Source organism: Corynebacterium sp. NML120713 (assembly GCF_001875735.1).
GTDB classification, from domain to species: domain Bacteria; phylum Actinomycetota; class Actinomycetes; order Mycobacteriales; family Mycobacteriaceae; genus Corynebacterium; species Corynebacterium pseudogenitalium.
In genome coordinates this window covers 15,750-30,836 of the sequence record NZ_MLCR01000026.1, presented here as the reverse complement: position 1 = coordinate 30,836, position 15,087 = coordinate 15,750, and the positions used below count along the sequence as shown (strand labels likewise).

The window sequence follows — 15,087 nt, the reverse complement described above, 5'->3', positions numbered from 1 at the left end:
ATCGCGGCCGCGCATAGCGCACTCAATGAGGAAAGCCTGCAACGTGTTAGGCGTGGCGCGTTCCAGGCGGTATTACCAGGACAATCCCCGCCCGAAGAAGCAAGATCCGATCCCGCATCACAAACGCAACATCAAACGCTTAACCGATGCGCAAGTCAACGACATTTTGGCCTTGTTGGATGCTAATCCGTATTCGAGTGTGGATGATGTCTTCTACCACGCATTGAACAATGGGTGCTATATCGCCAGCTTGCGTAGCTTCTACCGGGTCGCCAAAGCACACGGCAAACTCTTATCACAACGCCACGGCACACGCAGAACACGCCCGCGGCGTGCACGCGGGCACAACCAGCCCCCACATGTTGAAGCACACCGGCCAGGTCAAGTGCTGTGCTGGGATATCACCTATCTTCCAGGCAAGTACACAAACCAGTACTACGCCTGCCATACCGCAATCGATCTGTATTCCCGTGCTGTTGTCGGCGCAGTTGTTGCCCACCACGAAGATTCCCGCGTGGCACGACATATGTTTGAAGAAATCTTTGCCGCACACCCTGATGTCGACACGGTGCACTCCGATAACGGGGCAGCGATGACCAGTCGCAGCCTTGGCAGACTTTTTGATGCCCACCAGGTCAAACGCTCCTTCAGCAGGCCGTCGATTAGTAACGATAATCCGCATATGGAGTCGTTGTTTCACACCATGAAAGGTATGGCCTACTACCCGAGGGCTTTTGCCAGCATTAAACATGCAGCGGCCTGGGTTGATGAGTTTACAACGTTGTATAACCACCGGCCCCACAGTGGGATTAATGGGTACACACCGCAAAGCGTGCTAGACGGCACGTGGCAACAGATGGAGGCCAACCGGCGAAGTGCCGTCGAGCAAGCCCTTGCTGATGGGGTAATTACCGCGCGACCGAAAACACCGATTGGGTTGCCTGAGAAAGTCACAATTATCCGCACAACAACTAAGACAGCGCCGATGCCGCGTGCATTGATGATGCATTGTTAACCATGATTCCGGACCACAACCACTTGACACAGAGCGTTCGCGCGCGGCCCGGCGCATTTGCCCAGGTTGTGGATTTTCCAGGCAGGAAAAAGGTGCGCAGGGCTTGCGGCGAGTGACAAAAGACGCACACCCATTTGGTGCAGATATCCATAGTCGCAGGTCAGAAAAGGGCTACATTTTGCTAGCTGCGTGATTTGTCACTGTATAGAGCCGAGCGGAGCTAAGCGGCACCAAATCCCTGGATTTCGGTTGACCACTAAAACGTTGCCCCTGGTCGTGCGAAGTTCACGTGTGAATTTGGCACCACCCTAGCCGACCCGAGTGACAAAAGACCCAACCACCTTTGCTCTAGACATTCAAACATGCAGGTCAGAAAAGGGCTAGCCGCCAGAGGTTGCGTCTTTTGTCACTGGCCTCTTAAGAGCCATACAAAACAGACCCCAAAACCCAACGAACCCCTAGTGCCCGCGCTTCTGGTCCAGTGGCTCGCCGTCCTCGAAGTGCGGGCGCAAGTGGTTGTCGAATAGTGAGAGCGCGGCGCCAATAGCCATGTGCATGTCCAGGTACTGGTAGGTGCCCAGGCGGCCGCCGAACAAGACACCGTTCTTGCGGGATTCCTCGGCGGCGAGTTCGCGGTATTTCAGCAGTTTGGCGCGGTCTTCGGGGGTGTTGATTGGGTAGTAGACTTCGTCGTCGTCGGTGGCGAAGCGGGAGTACTCCTTCACAATCACGGTCTTGTCGGTTGGGTACTCGGAGCGCTCCGGGTGGAAGTGGCGGAACTCGTGGATGCGGGTGTAGGGGACGTCGGCGTCGTTGTAGTTCATTACCGATGTGCCCTGGAAGTCGCCGGTGTCTAGTACTTCCTGCTCGAAGTCTAGGGTGCGCCAGCCGAGGTGGCCTTCGGCGTAGTCGAAGTAGCGGTCGAGTGGCCCGGTGTAGACCACGGGGATCCCTTCGAATTCGTCGCGGATGTCGAACCAGTCGGTGTCGAGGCGGACGTCGATAAGTTCGTGGTCGGCCATCCTTTCGAGCCAGGCGGCGTAGCCGTCGACGGGCAGGCCTTCGTACTTGTCGTTGAAGTAGCGGTTGTTGAAGGTGTAGCGAACTGGCAGGCGGGAGATGATTTCCGGCGGCAGTTCGGTGGGGTCGGTTTGCCACTGCTTGGCGGTGTAGTGCTTCACGAACGCCTCGTACAGCGGCTTACCGATCAGCGCGATGCCACGCTCTTCCAGGTTCGTAGCCTCAGCGGGGTCGCGGCCCTCGCGCTGCTCCTCGATCAGCTTGCGGGCTTCGTCCGGCGAGTAGTACTTGCCGAAGAACTGGTTGATCAGGCCCAAGCCCATCGGGAATTGGTAGGCGGTGCCGTCGTGCATCGCGAAGACGCGGTGCTGGTAATCCGTAAACGAGGTGAAACGGTTGACGTATTCCCACACGCGCTCGTTCGAGGTGTGGAACAGGTGCGCGCCGTATTTGTGCACCTCAATGCCGGTTTCCGGCTCCTTTTCGGAGTAGGCGTTGCCGCCGATGTGGTTGCGCTTCTCCACCACGAGCACTCGCTTGCCTAGTTCGCTGGCTGCTTGCTCTGCCACGGTGAGGCCGAAGAATCCGGATCCAACAACAATGAGGTCGTAAGTCATACGGCCATTTTGTCACATTTCTTTTCGACGCCCCTCCGCACGACACGCCGAGTCTCAAGACTCACTTGAGACTTTAACTTACACTAGACTTCACTAGAGTAACCTTTATCCCTATAGCCACAGGAGTTGAAACGTGCAACAGCGGAAGCGCCTGAATGGGCAATCCTCCAGGATGCGCCCTCTGATGGCTGCGGTGGTGTCCGTGGCCCTCGTTGTCGCCGGGGCGTTCGGCGGCAACCACATTGTCCAGGTCCAGTCGGCGGCACCGGCGCAGATGGACGTCTATAACGCCAGCGAGTCCTTCGCCACAGGCGCGAATATCACCGTGGATGACGCGGCGGTGCGCACCCAGGGCGGGGAGGCCGAAGAGCGCCGCGTGGTCAAGGAGTTCACCCGCGACCGTGAGTTCAACTTGTTCGGCCTGACATGGAAGGGCGACCGCGACATCGCGGCGTTTGTTCGCGCTCAGCGTGCCGACGGCACGTGGACGGAGTGGTTCGAGATGGATCCGCTCGACGCTGCACCCGGCACGGACACGTTCGGTACCGAGCCGATCTTCGTCGAGCCGACGAAGCGTATCCAGGTCTCCACGGGCAACGTTGATCTCCTGGAGAACGGCCGTAAGGACTCGACTGCTCCGAACGCGGCCACCGACATCCAGGCCGTGTTTATCGACGGCGGCACCGGCACCGTCAACGGCAACATCAAACCAGTCGTGGACTCCTACACCTACGGCATGCCGAAGGTGATCACGCGCGCACAGTGGGGTGCGGGCAAGAACAGCACCCCGACCTACACCGAGCCGGTGACTGCCGCGACGGTCCACCACACCGCCGGCTCGAACAATTACACCGAGGCGCAGGCGCCGGGCATTGTGCGTGGCATCTGGAACTACCACACCTACACCCTGGGCTGGGGCGATGTGGGCTACAACGCCTTGGTAGATAAGTACGGCAACATTTACGAAGGCCGTTACGGCGGGCTGGACCGCGCGGTCCAGGGCGCGCACGTGGGTGGCTTCAACCAGAACACCTGGGGTGTGTCGGTGCTGGGCAATTACCAGACCGCAGTGCCGACGCAGGCGTCGCTGCAGGCGCTGGGCGACATCATCGGTTGGAAGGCCGCCGTTGCCGGGTTTGACCCGATGGGATCGAGCTACCACTACGCTGACTTCGATTTCAAGGGCAGCAAGTATCGCGCTGGCCAGGGCGGGATGTTCCCAAACATTAACGCACACCGGGACTTCCACTACAACGAGTGCCCGGGCCAGAACCTCTACGACCGGATGAACACGGTTCGCACGATTGCGAACACGAAGTACCGTTCGCTGCGCAACAACGCTGGGTTCACACCACCGGGTGACTACACGGGCCCTGTCACCGACACCACGGTTGGTGACCTGCTCGAGCGGCTCGGCTCTTCAAAGAAGAATGAGGGCACCGTCACGAACCCTGACGGCACCACAACCCAGGTGACCAACTCTGGTTCCTCCGACAACATTTCCCTGTCGCGCATTGCTGCGGGTGATGCGGTGGCGATCGCAGCGGCCGTCGGCACGCTGGCTGGCCTGATCTTCCTGTACGCGAAGGCGAACGATTTGCTGCCAGAGGGTTTCAAGAACCTCGCAGGTGTAGAGATCGCACCGGGGCTGACGCTGCAGAAGATCACCCCGTACATCGGGCCGATGCTGAAGTTCGCCGGCCAGAACGACCTGGCTGAAGTATGGAAGCAGTTTGAGCCGACGCTCGGCGCGCTCCTCGGCGGCGTCGGTGGCGTGGGTGGTAACGACTTCGGGTTCTTCCAGAACGGCATCGCCGTGCGCAACGCGAAGGGCGAAGCGTTCACGATGTTCACGAAGATCGCGAACGCCTGGCTGCAGCAAGGTCTCGACGCCGGCCCGCTCGGCTTGCCGGTCAACTCCGAGCACCCGATTGGCGACGGCCTCTTCCGCGTCGACTTCCAGGGCGGCGACATCACGTACAACCAGCACACCAACACCATCAACATCGGTGTGCACTAGCCCTGGCTAGCTCCGGCTAAGACCTAAGCAAGGTTATAGGAACGGCGCACCGCATCTTCCCACGCGGCGACAAGCACTTCGCGAGTCGCCGCGTTTGCCGTATCTTCCCAGGTTGTGGGCGTGCCGAGGGAGAGTGGGGCGTCGAGAAGCCCGGCACCTATCCCCGCCGCCGACGCTGCGCCCATGACCGTGGTTTCGATGTTGCCGGGGCGCACGACGCGGGTGCCCAGGATGTCGGCCTGCATCTGCATGAGGAGGTCGTTGGAGGTCATGCCGCCGTCAACGCGTAGTTCGCGCAGCTCGACGCCCATCGCTTCGACGACCTCGCGGGTCTGCAGGCATGTTGCTTCGAGGGCGGCGCGCGCGATGTGGCGGCGGTCCACGAAGCGGGTCAGGCCGGTGATCACACCGCGGGCGTCCGGGCGCCAGCGCGGCGCGAACAGCCCGGAGAACGCGGGCACGATGACGACGCCACCGCTGTCCGGGACCTCGCTTGCGAGCTGTTCGGATTCGGCGGCGGTGCGTAGGATCCCCAGCTGGTCGCGCAACCACTGGATGAGGGAACCACCCACCGCGACGGAGCCCTCCAGGGCGTAGACGGCGGGTTGCCCGGCGCGCTGGTAGGCGACGGTGCTGAGCATGCCGGTCTCACTGAAGGTGGGCGTGGTGCCGGTGTTGAGCAGCATGAACAGGCCTGTGCCGTAGGTCATCTTCGCGGCGCCCTCCTCGAGGCCGCCCTGACCGAAGAGCGCCGACTGTTGGTCGCCGAGCACGCCGCAGATCGGCACGTTGGCCAGTGGGCCTTGGTTGCGAACCTGGCCAAAGTCGCCGACGGAAGGGCGGATCTCCGGCAGGATTTCGGGCGGCACGCCGATGGCTTCGCACAGGGCGGGGTCCCACTGGAGGGTTTCCAGGTCCATCAAGAGTGTGCGGCTAGCGTTGGTCACGTCGGTGACGTGCAGCGCGCTGCCCGGGTCGCGTTGCCCGCCGGTGAGGTTCCAGATCAGCCAGGTGTCCATGGTCCCGGCGAGCAGTTCGCCGCGGGCGGCGCGTGCGCGGGCGCCGTCGACGTGGTCGAGGATCCAGGCCCATTTCGGTCCGGCCGGATACGAGTTGCGCAGCAGCCCGGTCTTGGAGTGGAACTCGGTGGCGTCGCCGTCGTAGGCAGTGCGGGTGTCTTGCCACACGATGGCGTTGTAGATGGGTTTACCGGTTGCCCGTTCCCAGATGACGGCGGTTTCCCGCTGGTTGGTCAGCCCAAGCGTGGCGATGGCAGCCTCGTCGATATCTGCGCTGGCCACGGCGTCGCTCATGGCTCGGCGCGTGTTGCGCCAGATTTCCAGTGGGTCGTGCTCGACCCAGCCCTCGCGCGGCAGGATCTGCCGGTGCTCGAACTGCGCCTGCGCGATCACCTCGCCGCCCGTAGTGGCGACTACGAACCGGGTTGATGTTGTGCCTTGATCAATAGCCGCCAGCAACGTCATGAGTTAAAACCAGTGCTCCAATACCTTCGCCACGCCGTCTTCGTCATTCGACGCGGTCACAATATCAGCGGCGTCTTTCACCGCTTCGGTCGCGTTCTCCATAGCGACGCCCATGCCGGCCCACGCCAGCATCTCAACATCGTTTTGCATGTCGCCGAACGCCACCACCTGGGCCGGGTCGATCCCGTACTGTGCTGCCAGGTAGGACACGCCGGCCGCCTTGGTCACGCCCGGGCGCGAAAACTCGAGCAGCCCTTCCTCCATCGAGTAGGTGACGTGCGCGATGTCCTGGTCGATCTCGGGTGCGATCATGTCGAACATCTCCTCCGCCATCAGGTCGGGGCAGCGAACCAGCAGCTTCGCGGCTGGCTCCGCGAGCAGCTCCTCGACGTGGACGACGCCGAAGCGGGCGTCCCAGGCGTCAGGGTTGTACTCCGGCGTAATCAGGAAGCACTCTTCCTCCGGATCGAGCGCGCTTTGGCTCAGCCGCTCCACCCCGTAGCCCACCGTCACGCCGGCCTCCCCCATCACCTTTTCGACGACCCCCACCGTCTCCTCCATACTCTCCGGGGACAGCGCGAAAGACTTGATCACTTCGTCGTGCTCGGGGTCGTAGATGACGGCGCCGTTGGCGGCCACGCAGACCGGCTCGAACGGCAGCTGCTCGAGCACAGGCAGCAGCCAGCGGTGGGGGCGCCCGGTGGCCAGCCCGAATTTGGTTCCGCCGCGCACAGCCCGCGCGACGACCTCCAACAGGCGCGGCGTCACCCGCCCGTAGGAGTTGAGGAATGTGCCATCAATGTCACTGATGATCAGGCTAGGGGCGTTCATGTTATTTCCCTTTCTTTGCCTCGCGTTCTTTTCGGCGAATTTCGGCTGCTTCTTCAAGCGTCGGTGCGCTCCCACCGAGCGAGGCCGGCATCCATGGCTCGCCGGGCTCGAATGGGCCGAAGCGGGTGTCGTATTCGGTGCGGGTGGTCTCCAGCAGGACTTCCATCGCTGCCTTGAGCCTACCCGTTACTTCTTCGACGGTGCCGTCGAGAGCAACGGGCTCCCCGTAGCGGATGATGACCGGGATGCCGGAGCACCCGAGCCGTTTCGGCTGGTCTTTGGTCCACAGGCGTTGGGAGCCCCAGATCACGCATGGTATGAGCGGCACTCCGGCTTGGCGTGCGATGCGCACGGCGCCCGTCTTGAAGTCTGCGAGTTCGAAGGAGCGCGAAATCGTGCCTTCGGGGAAGATACCGACGATCGCCCCTTCGCGCAGGGCGTCAACGGCGGCGTCGATAGCCCCGGCTCCTGCCGAGCGGTCCACGGGGACGTGTCCCATGTTGCGCAGCAGCCACCGCAGCACCGGGATGTCGAAGACTTCCTTCTTCGCCATGAAGCGCACCAGGCGCTCCCCGCGCAGGTAGGGGCCGATACCGGCCAGCATGAAGTCGAGGTAACCGGTGTGGTTGATGGCCAGCATCGCCCCACCACCCAGCGGGATGTGCTCGAGGCCGTGGACCGTCGCCTTCGTCCCGGCGAACCGGAAGTAGCGCTTCGCCGCGCGCACGATCCGCTGGTAGAAGCGGTTGTGCATGTCGCCGCTGTGCGGCCGCGGGGCGGTGTAGCCGTCGGCTACTTCAAACAGTCCATCAATCGTGCGCATTAGGGAACCAGTACGTCCTTCCCCACCCACGGGCGCAGCGCCTCAGGCACCTTCACGGAGCCGTCGGCCTGCTGATTGTTCTCGAGGATGGCGACGAGCCAGCGCGTCGTCGCAAGCGTGCCGTTCAGGGTGGCGGCGGTCTGGGTCTTGCCGTTCTCGTCGCGGTAGCGGATGGACAGGCGGCGCGCCTGGAACGTGGTGCAGTTCGACGTCGACGTCAGCTCACGGTACGTATCTTGCGACGGCACCCACGCCTCGGTATCGAACTTGCGTGCCGCGGACGAGCCGAGGTCACCGGCGGCGATGTCGATGATGCGGTACGGCACCTCAACTGCGGAGAGCATGTCACGCTCGAGGCCCAGCAGCTTCTGGTGCATCTCCTCGGCGTCCTCCGGCTTGCAGTACGCGAACATCTCCAGCTTGTCGAACTGGTGGACGCGCAGGATACCGCGGGTGTCCTTGCCGTAGGAACCGGCCTCACGGCGGAAGCAGCTGGACCAACCGGCGTAGAGCAGCGGGCCATCCGAAAGGTCAATGATTTCGTCGGTGTGGTAGCCGGCCAACGCCACCTCGGAGGTGCCCACCAGGTACAGGTCGTCGCGCTCGAGGTAGTAGATCTCCTCGTCGTGCTCGTCGAGGAAACCAGTGCCCTGCATGACGTCGGGGCGGACCAGGACCGGCGGGATCATGACCTTGAAGCCGGCCTCGCGGGCTTTCTGCGCGGCGAGCATCATCATGCCCAGCTGCATCCAAGCACCATCGCCGACCAGGTAGTAGAAGCGCGCGCCGCCAACCTTGGTGCCACGCTTCGTGTCGATAATCCCGAGGCTCTCACCCAGCTCGAGGTGGTCTTTCACCTCGAAGTCGAAGGTCGGGACCTCGCCGACGTGCTCAAGGACGACGAAGTCTTCCTCGCCGCCTGCCGGTGCGCCCTGGATCGGGTTCGCGATCTTGTACTGCAGGTCCTGCACGGCCTGCTCGGCCTCGGCCTGCTTGGCCTCGGCGGCCTTCACCTTAGCCTTGAGTTCGTTCGAGCCCTCGAGCAGCGCCGGGCGCTCCTCCGGGGAAGCCTGGCCAATCTTCTTACCGAAGGCCTTCTGTTCCGCACGCAGCTCATCTGCTGCCTGGATAGCCTCGCGGCGCTGCTCGTCGGCCGCTAGCAGCTGATCGACGAGGGAGGGATCCTCGCCACGGGCGGTTTGGGACTCTCGGACGTCGTTTGCATTCTCGCGCAGAAATTTCAGATCAATCACGCCCACAACTCTACCCGGTTCTGCCCCTCGATACGCCACCTGCACCAACACCCAACTCTGGTAATAACCAGTGCGCTATGGTGGGGGTATGTCCACGCCCGAGCAGCCCCCCACCGAAATCCAGGAAGGCCCCCTCCCGAAACACGCGCAGCTACGCATCATCCTCGAAGAGTACTGCCGCAACGAGCTGTCCCCCGGAGACCCGCTGCCCGGCGAACGCGCCCTCGAAGAGACCTACCGGGTCTCCCGCATCACGGTGCGTCGCGCGATCGGGGATCTCGTCGCCCAGGGGAAACTCCGCCGGGTGCGCGGCAAGGGCACATTCGTGGCGCCGAGCCCCCTGGTGAGCAAGCTGCAGCTTGCCAGTTTCTCTGAGGAGATGCAGGCGCAGGGCGTCGTGGCGTCGTCAAATATTTTGCTGGCAGAGCGCGCGGCCGCACCACGAGAGGTCGCTGAGTACTTCGGCACCCCGCCGCACGCTGAGCACATTCACCTGCGTCGCCTCCGGCTTGGCGACGCCCAACCCTACGCCGTCGACGACGGCTGGTACAACGGCGAGCTCGTCCCCGACCTGCTGGAATACGACCTGCAAGCATCGGTGTACGAGGTGCTCGACCAGCGCTACGGCCTCAGCATCACCGAGGCCGAGCAGACCGTGACCGCGGTGAACGCCGACGCCCGCGTCGCTACGCTGCTCGACGTGCCCGCGAACCGCGCGCTGCTGCGAATCGTGCGCTATGCGCAAAGCCACGGCACACGTGTGGAATACTGTGCCAGTGTGTACCGGACGGACCGCTACAGTCTGCACACACAGGTATTGCGCAACCTCGAGTGATAGGAAAGGCACATGGCTACCAAGACAACAGCGTTGCGCGGCTTTCTCGTCGCGCTGCTCGCGGGTGCGGTCGGATTCGGCTCCTACGCCTACAACGCGTCGCCCGCGCCTCAAGATGAGGCTCAGGTATCGACGTCCACTCCGAAGCGACAGAGCAAAAACAAGCCAGCGCCGTTCACCACGGCGGACCAAGGCGCCTGCCTGACCTGGGAAGCCGACGCCGAAGGCCACATCACCGCCTTCGAGCAAACCGACTGCGCACTCGAGCACCGCTTCGAAATCTCCGCCCGCGAAGACCTGGCCACCTACCCCACCTCCGAGTTCGGGCCGTCCGCACCGATGCCGAACCAAACCCGCCAGGCACAACTACGCGAGGAGCTCTGCGGGGGCGCGACCCTGCGCTACCTCAACGGCGCCTTCGACCCGAACGGGCGCTACTCCATCGCACCGATCCTGCCGCCGGCGACCGCATGGGAAGCAGGCGACCGCACCATGCTGTGCGGCCTGCAGGAAACCAACCGCGACGGCACCCCAATCCTGACCACGGGCCGCGTGTCCGAGCAGGACCAGGCGCGCACCTTTAACCCCGGGGAGTGCGTGGCCATCGACGGCGCCTCCAGCCTGAGCACCGTGGACTGTAACGAGCCGCACCAGATGGAGATCACGAGCACGGTCAACCTCAAACAGGTCTTCCCCGACCACACCCCGAGCGTCGAGGAGCAGGACACCTACCTGCGCGACGTGTGCACCGACGCCGCCCAGAAGTACATGGGCGCGGAGGAAAACCTCTACCAAATCGCGCTGCAACCGTTCTGGACCACGCAGAAGACTTCGGCATGGGAGGGGGGTTCGCGCAGCGTGAACTGCGCACTAGTCTTCTCCAACCCGGAGGGGCAATTCTCGACGCTGACCGGGTCCGCGACCGCCGGGCGCGAAGTGCTCAAGATTGACGGCAACCCGCCACCGGAGCGCCCAGAGCGCCGCCCGCTGCGGGAGGAGCAGCCCCGACCATGATGGAGCCGGTCAGCCAGGAAGTCTTCGAGGCAATGATCAACGACGCCCTGGACACCATCCCCGAGGAGTTCGCCCGCCACATGACGAACATGGTGGTGTTGGCCCGCGACTTTAACCCGGACGAACCCACGCTACTTGGACTGTTTGAGGGTATCCCCCTTACTGAGCAGCACTCAAACCACAGCGGGTTCCTGCCAGATGCGGTGTTCGTATACAAGGACGCGCTCGAGGCGATGTGCAGCGACAAAGAGGAACTGCGCCACGAAGTAAAGGTGACCGTCCTGCACGAGGTCGGCCACTACTTCGGGCTCGAGGAGCACGAGCTGCACGAGCTCGGCTGGGGCTAGCCGGGGGCAGCCAGAGCTAACGCAGCCCGTCCACCCAGGCCTGGGCCTCCGCCAGCCGCGGGTTGCCGCTGGGCCACGTGGCCTGCTGCGCGCACGGCCACGACCCCAAATACGTAATCTGCGAGGACCGCAGGTACACCGCCCGCAACGCTTCCGCGACGGCGGTGTCGTCGATATGCCCGACGATGTCCACGTGGAAGGAGTACGTGTTCGGCTCCTTTCGTGTTGGGCGCGACTCAATACGGGAAAGATGCACGCCCCGGAACGCGAACTCCTGCAACGCGGCCACCAGCGTGCCAGGCTCGTTCGGGGTCTGGAACACAATCGACGTCCTATCGTTGCCCGTGCGCGGCGTCGGCTTTCCCGACGGCCCCACCAACACGAAGCGCGTCCGCGCCGTGGACAAGTCGGCCACGCCTCGCGCGTGCACCTCGAGTCCGAGCAGCTCCGCCGCACGCTCCGGGGCGGCGGCCACGTCCGCCTCCCCCTCAGCAACGAGCTGCGCCGCCGCTCCGTTGGAGGTCGCCGGGTGGAAGGTCGCGTTCGGGGCGTGCTCGGCCATCCAGCGCTTCACCTGCTGGTAGGCAACGGGGTGGGTGGCGAAGCGAGTGGCGTCGACAAGTGAAGCACCGGGCCGCGTCATGATGGCGAAGGCGATCTCCAGCTCGGTCTCACCGTAAATCTGCACCCCGGGCGCCTCCACGAGCGCGTCCGTCGTCGCGGTGACCGCGCCATCAACCGAGTTCTCCACCGCAACCACCGCGTAGTCTGCGCGCCCAGCGCGCACCTCGTTGAGGGCCTCCGCCGGGGAATCCACAGGCACTAGCTGCGGGTCGGGCAGGTCAAAGTTCCAGACGGCCTGCTCCGTGAACGTTCCCGCCGGGCCGAGATACGCAATCGTTGTCATGGGGCTACTGTAGCCTGCATGCACACTCGGTACCGCGTTGAAGTCCTCCTCGTGCTGGCCGTCACCTTCGGCGCCAGCGGGCTGCGCGCCGCGCTGCGCCTGGTGGACTCGCTGCTGCAGGCGCCCCTCAACGAGCAATCGACGACGCTCTACTCCCAGGCAAGCTCCATCGGCTGGCTCGACGTGGCGCTCCAGGCGGTCTCAGCCCTTTCGCTCATCGGGTGGGGTGGCCTGGCGTGGTACCTGCTGGGCACCGCGTGGGTTGCGCCGAAGTGGCGCGACTGGCTGCGCGGCGCCGGGTTCGCGGCCCTCATCGGCATCCCGGGGCTGGCGTTCTACATCGGGGCGGTACACTTCGGCTGGTCCAAGGTCGTCATCCCCACCACCGAGGCCGTCCAGATCCCCACCTCACTCTTGTGGGCGTTTGCCAACGGGTTCGCCGAAGAGGTCGTGGTGGTGATGTACCTCTGCACCCGGCTGCGGCAGATGCGCTGGTCGGTGCCCGCCACGATTGCCGCCTCCGCGGTCCTGCGCGGCTCCTACCACCTCTACCAGGGGGTTTCCGCAGGCTTCGGCAACATCGCGATGGGCGTGATTTTCGCCTACTACTACCACCGCACCGGCAAAGTCTGGCCGCTCATCCTCGCCCACTTCCTCATCGACGCGATCGCTTTTCTCGCCTACCCACTCCTGCCGTCTACACTGTTGCCATGAATACGCCGCATTCCAACGATCCCCGGGATAACCTCGAGGACTTCGTGCTTGGCAAAGACGGCCAACCGCTCGTGGACCGCTACGGCCGCCCCATCCGGAAGCGACGCCCGCAGCGGGAACAGCAACGGCCCGCCGCCTGGCAGGAGCGACCCGCCGCCCGCCCGGAGCGGCGCGAGCCGCAGGAAACACGGCAATACAGCCCGCGCGAGTACGAACCGCGCGAATACCGGCCACGCCAGTACCCTCCGCAACAGCGCCCTGTGCAGCACAGGCCAGCGCAGCAGCGCCCGGAGCGCGAGCACATTCCGATGCAGGTCACGCAGCGGCCACAGCGCCCACAGCGCCCGCAGGGGCGGAGGAGGCGTCGTAAAGGTGGCTGCGGCCGTCTGCTCGCAGCCCTCCTCGTGGTGCTGCTCGCCCTCACCTTCCTTGTCGACACCCGGCTCTCCCGCGTCGACGCCCTGCCCGCCGAGCGCATCGCGAACACCTCGGGCACGAACTGGCTGCTCGTCGGGTCTGACTCGCGCACGGGCCTGAGCGAGGAGGACGCAGCGCGCCTCGGCACCGGCGGTGACCTGGGCACCACCCGCACTGACACGATCATGCTGCTGCACATACCGCTGTTCGGCAAGGCGACGCTGGTGTCCATCCCGCGCGACTCCTATGTGGCTGTGCCCGGCTACGGGCAGGAAAAGATCAACGCGGCGTTTGCCTACGGTGGCCCGCAGCTGCTCATCCAGACCGTTGAGCAGGCCACTGGCCTGCGCGTGGACCGCTACGCGGAAATCGGCATGGGTGGGTTGGCCAACATCGTCGACACCGTCGGCGGCGTGGAGATCTGCGTCTCAGAGTCCATTCAGGACCCCCTGGCCAACCTGTTCGTCGAGCCCGGCTGCCAAAAAATGGACGGCGCGACCGGCCTTGGGTACGTGCGCACCCGCGCCACCGCCCAGGGCGACCTGGACCGCGTCGGGCGCCAGCGCGAGTTCCTCGGCGCTCTGACCAGCCGTATCCTCTCCCCTGGCGTGCTGCTCAACCCGTTCCGGGCGCTGCCACTGCTGTGGACCGCCCCGGCCATGTTCACCGTGGGCAGCAAGGACCACGTGTGGAACCTGGCCCGCATCGGGCTGGCGTTCAGTATGGGGCTGAACACGGAAACCATCCCGGTGGGCGGGTTTATGGACGCGGACGTGGGCAACGTGATCCTGTGGGACGAGGTCGCCGCCGAGCAGCTCTTCTCGTCCCTCAGGTAGGCCCCCGGATAGCCCCCGAGTAGCCCAGTCGCCCCCTGTTTAGATGGTGACCTGGCGGGACTTGATGTTATCCAGCTGCTTGCGCTCGTCGGCGCTGAGCTGGGCGTCGTTCGCGTATTCCGCCTCGATAGCCTTGTTCAGCGCCACCAACGCGTCCGCGTAGGATGCAGGCTCAACCGCCGGGTCCAGGTCCCACACCGGAACGACGACACCGTGGGTGCGGAACGCGCCCGCGAACTTCGTACCTTCGCCCAGGTGCAGCTCACCGCGGGCCGCGATGCGCGCCAGCCCAGCAAGCATCTGGTTCTCGTTGTCCTCGGTGCGCACCCAACGGATGTGTGCCTTGCCACTACCTGGGTTGATCCACCACACCGCGCCCGGCGCGTCCGCCTTGACCTCGACGGACGGGATGACGGCGTCGTTCGCGGCAGCCATCGCCTGCTGGATCTGCGGCGGAACCTGCGCGTCCTCCGGGAACCACCAGGAGAAGTCGTCGTAGGAGGTGACGTCCAGGGTGGCGTCGGCGGGGAAGATGTCCTTCAGGGCTGGCTGCTGGCCGTCAGCCGCGGTGGACTGTAGCTGCTCGCCCTCCTTCGCGCCGAGTACCCAGTCCAGGGCGTACGCGAGGTCGCGGCCCGGGTTCTGGGAGTGCGCGGCAACCTGCAGCGCAACCAGGCGATCGCCGTCCTCGCGCACCATCGCCGCGACGGCGCCTGGCAGCACGGTCACCAGCTGCACCGGGGTGTCCTTCACGCTCACCTGCGCAGTTGCGGACGGCACGAACTCCTGCAGCGCCACCAACTTGGCCTCGGCGGCCAGGCCCGCGTACGGGCGTGGGTCCTTCTGCAGCGCCTCGCGCTCAGCGGCGCGGGCAGCGAGTTTCGCCTGGCGGCGGCTCATTCCCTCTGGGAGATTCTCTTGCTTTCTACGGTTCTTTTTAGCCATAGAAACACA

The 15,087-nt window shown here is 64.4% G+C and carries 14 protein-coding genes; 7 read left to right on the top strand and 7 right to left on the bottom strand.

The window, feature by feature from the left end; all coding sequences use genetic code 11:
* A partial coding sequence (locus tag BJP06_RS11085; RefSeq protein ID WP_143110630.1) for an IS3 family transposase occupies positions 1-1,015 on the top strand: 1,015 nt, incomplete at its 5' end.
* 458 nt (positions 1,016-1,473) lie between these two features.
* Here the strand turns inward: BJP06_RS11085 and glf are convergent.
* Entirely contained in the window at positions 1,474-2,652 is a 1,179-nt protein-coding gene (gene glf, locus BJP06_RS11080) for a UDP-galactopyranose mutase (protein WP_071573883.1), read from the bottom strand.
* Positions 2,653-2,785: 133 nt separating this feature from the next.
* Here glf and BJP06_RS11075 point away from each other — a divergent pair, with 133 nt between their 5' ends.
* On the top strand, positions 2,786-4,672 hold the full coding sequence (locus BJP06_RS11075) for an N-acetylmuramoyl-L-alanine amidase (protein WP_071573882.1): 1,887 nt from the start codon (positions 2,786-2,788) through the stop codon (positions 4,670-4,672).
* A gap of 23 nt (positions 4,673-4,695) precedes the next feature.
* Here BJP06_RS11075 and glpK read toward each other — a convergent pair whose 3' ends face one another.
* From glpK to serS, 4 genes are read right to left on the bottom strand one after another with little or no spacing between them, the layout of a single operon-like run.
* On the bottom strand, positions 4,696-6,156 hold the full coding sequence (glpK, locus tag BJP06_RS11070; protein WP_071573881.1) for a glycerol kinase GlpK: 1,461 nt from the start codon (positions 6,154-6,156) through the stop codon (positions 4,696-4,698).
* A 3-nt stretch (positions 6,157-6,159) separates the two neighbouring features.
* Complete coding sequence (locus BJP06_RS11065) at positions 6,160-6,987, bottom strand: HAD family hydrolase (RefSeq protein WP_071573880.1); 828 nt, start codon at positions 6,985-6,987, stop codon at positions 6,160-6,162.
* 1 nt (position 6,988) lies between these two features.
* On the bottom strand, positions 6,989-7,810 hold the full coding sequence (locus BJP06_RS11060; RefSeq protein ID WP_071573879.1) for a 1-acyl-sn-glycerol-3-phosphate acyltransferase: 822 nt from the start codon (positions 7,808-7,810) through the stop codon (positions 6,989-6,991).
* On the bottom strand, positions 7,810-9,063 hold the full coding sequence (serS, locus tag BJP06_RS11055) for a serine--tRNA ligase (RefSeq protein ID WP_071573886.1): 1,254 nt from the start codon (positions 9,061-9,063) through the stop codon (positions 7,810-7,812). The genes BJP06_RS11060 and serS overlap by 1 nt, the downstream gene beginning before the upstream one ends.
* A gap of 88 nt (positions 9,064-9,151) precedes the next feature.
* Between serS and BJP06_RS11050 the strand changes: the two genes are divergently transcribed.
* The 3 genes from BJP06_RS11050 to BJP06_RS11040 are packed head-to-tail and all read left to right on the top strand — an operon-like array spanning position 9,152 to position 11,259.
* Positions 9,152-9,898: a GntR family transcriptional regulator gene (locus BJP06_RS11050; RefSeq protein ID WP_071573878.1), complete on the top strand. Its 747-nt coding sequence runs from the start codon at positions 9,152-9,154 to the stop codon at positions 9,896-9,898.
* Positions 9,899-9,910: 12 nt separating this feature from the next.
* Entirely contained in the window at positions 9,911-10,912 is a 1,002-nt protein-coding gene (locus BJP06_RS11045) for a septum formation family protein (RefSeq protein WP_071573877.1), read from the top strand.
* Positions 10,912-11,259 carry a metallopeptidase family protein gene (locus tag BJP06_RS11040; RefSeq protein ID WP_071573885.1) on the top strand — a complete coding sequence of 116 codons (348 nt, stop codon included), beginning with the start codon at positions 10,912-10,914 and terminating at the stop codon, positions 11,257-11,259. The genes BJP06_RS11045 and BJP06_RS11040 overlap by 1 nt, the downstream gene beginning before the upstream one ends.
* A 16-nt stretch (positions 11,260-11,275) precedes the next feature.
* Here the strand turns inward: BJP06_RS11040 and pheA are convergent, their stop codons facing one another.
* The gene (gene pheA, locus BJP06_RS11035; protein ID WP_071573876.1) at positions 11,276-12,166 is read right to left on the bottom strand and encodes a prephenate dehydratase; all 891 of its coding nucleotides are present in this window, start codon (positions 12,164-12,166) and stop codon (positions 11,276-11,278) included.
* 18 nt (positions 12,167-12,184) lie between these two features.
* On the opposite strand from pheA, the gene BJP06_RS11030 reads away from it, so the two are divergent.
* Both BJP06_RS11030 and BJP06_RS11025 read left to right on the top strand, forming a co-directional pair.
* Positions 12,185-12,880 carry a CPBP family intramembrane glutamic endopeptidase gene (locus tag BJP06_RS11030; protein ID WP_071573875.1) on the top strand — a complete coding sequence of 232 codons (696 nt, stop codon included), beginning with the start codon at positions 12,185-12,187 and terminating at the stop codon, positions 12,878-12,880.
* Positions 12,877-14,133 (top strand): LCP family protein, encoded by a 1,257-nt coding sequence (locus BJP06_RS11025; protein WP_071573874.1) that lies wholly within the window; start codon positions 12,877-12,879, stop codon positions 14,131-14,133. Before BJP06_RS11030 ends, BJP06_RS11025 begins: the two co-directional genes overlap by 4 nt.
* A gap of 39 nt (positions 14,134-14,172) precedes the next feature.
* Here the strand turns inward: BJP06_RS11025 and BJP06_RS11020 are convergent, their stop codons facing one another.
* Positions 14,173-15,078: a DUF5926 family protein gene (locus tag BJP06_RS11020; RefSeq protein ID WP_071573873.1), complete on the bottom strand. Its 906-nt coding sequence runs from the start codon at positions 15,076-15,078 to the stop codon at positions 14,173-14,175.
* Between the last annotated feature and the right edge of the window lie 9 nt (positions 15,079-15,087).

Excerpts from the sequence above, each read along its gene's own strand:
- glf (WP_071573883.1), bottom strand. The coding sequence starts at position 2,652 with ATGACTTACGACCTCATTGTTGTTGGATCCGGATTCTTCGGCCTCACC.
- glpK (WP_071573881.1), bottom strand. The coding sequence starts at position 6,156 with ATGACGTTGCTGGCGGCTATTGATCAAGGCACAACATCAACCCGGTTC.
- BJP06_RS11065 (WP_071573880.1), bottom strand. The coding sequence starts at position 6,987 with ATGAACGCCCCTAGCCTGATCATCAGTGACATTGATGGCACATTCCTC.
- BJP06_RS11060 (WP_071573879.1), bottom strand. The coding sequence starts at position 7,810 with ATGCGCACGATTGATGGACTGTTTGAAGTAGCCGACGGCTACACCGCC.
- BJP06_RS11050 (WP_071573878.1), top strand. The coding sequence starts at position 9,152 with ATGTCCACGCCCGAGCAGCCCCCCACCGAAATCCAGGAAGGCCCCCTC.
- BJP06_RS11045 (WP_071573877.1), top strand. The coding sequence starts at position 9,911 with ATGGCTACCAAGACAACAGCGTTGCGCGGCTTTCTCGTCGCGCTGCTC.
- BJP06_RS11040 (WP_071573885.1), top strand. The coding sequence starts at position 10,912 with ATGGAGCCGGTCAGCCAGGAAGTCTTCGAGGCAATGATCAACGACGCC.
- pheA (WP_071573876.1), bottom strand. The coding sequence starts at position 12,166 with ATGACAACGATTGCGTATCTCGGCCCGGCGGGAACGTTCACGGAGCAG.
- BJP06_RS11030 (WP_071573875.1), top strand. The coding sequence starts at position 12,185 with ATGCACACTCGGTACCGCGTTGAAGTCCTCCTCGTGCTGGCCGTCACC.
- BJP06_RS11025 (WP_071573874.1), top strand. The coding sequence starts at position 12,877 with ATGAATACGCCGCATTCCAACGATCCCCGGGATAACCTCGAGGACTTC.
- BJP06_RS11020 (WP_071573873.1), bottom strand. The coding sequence starts at position 15,078 with ATGGCTAAAAAGAACCGTAGAAAGCAAGAGAATCTCCCAGAGGGAATG.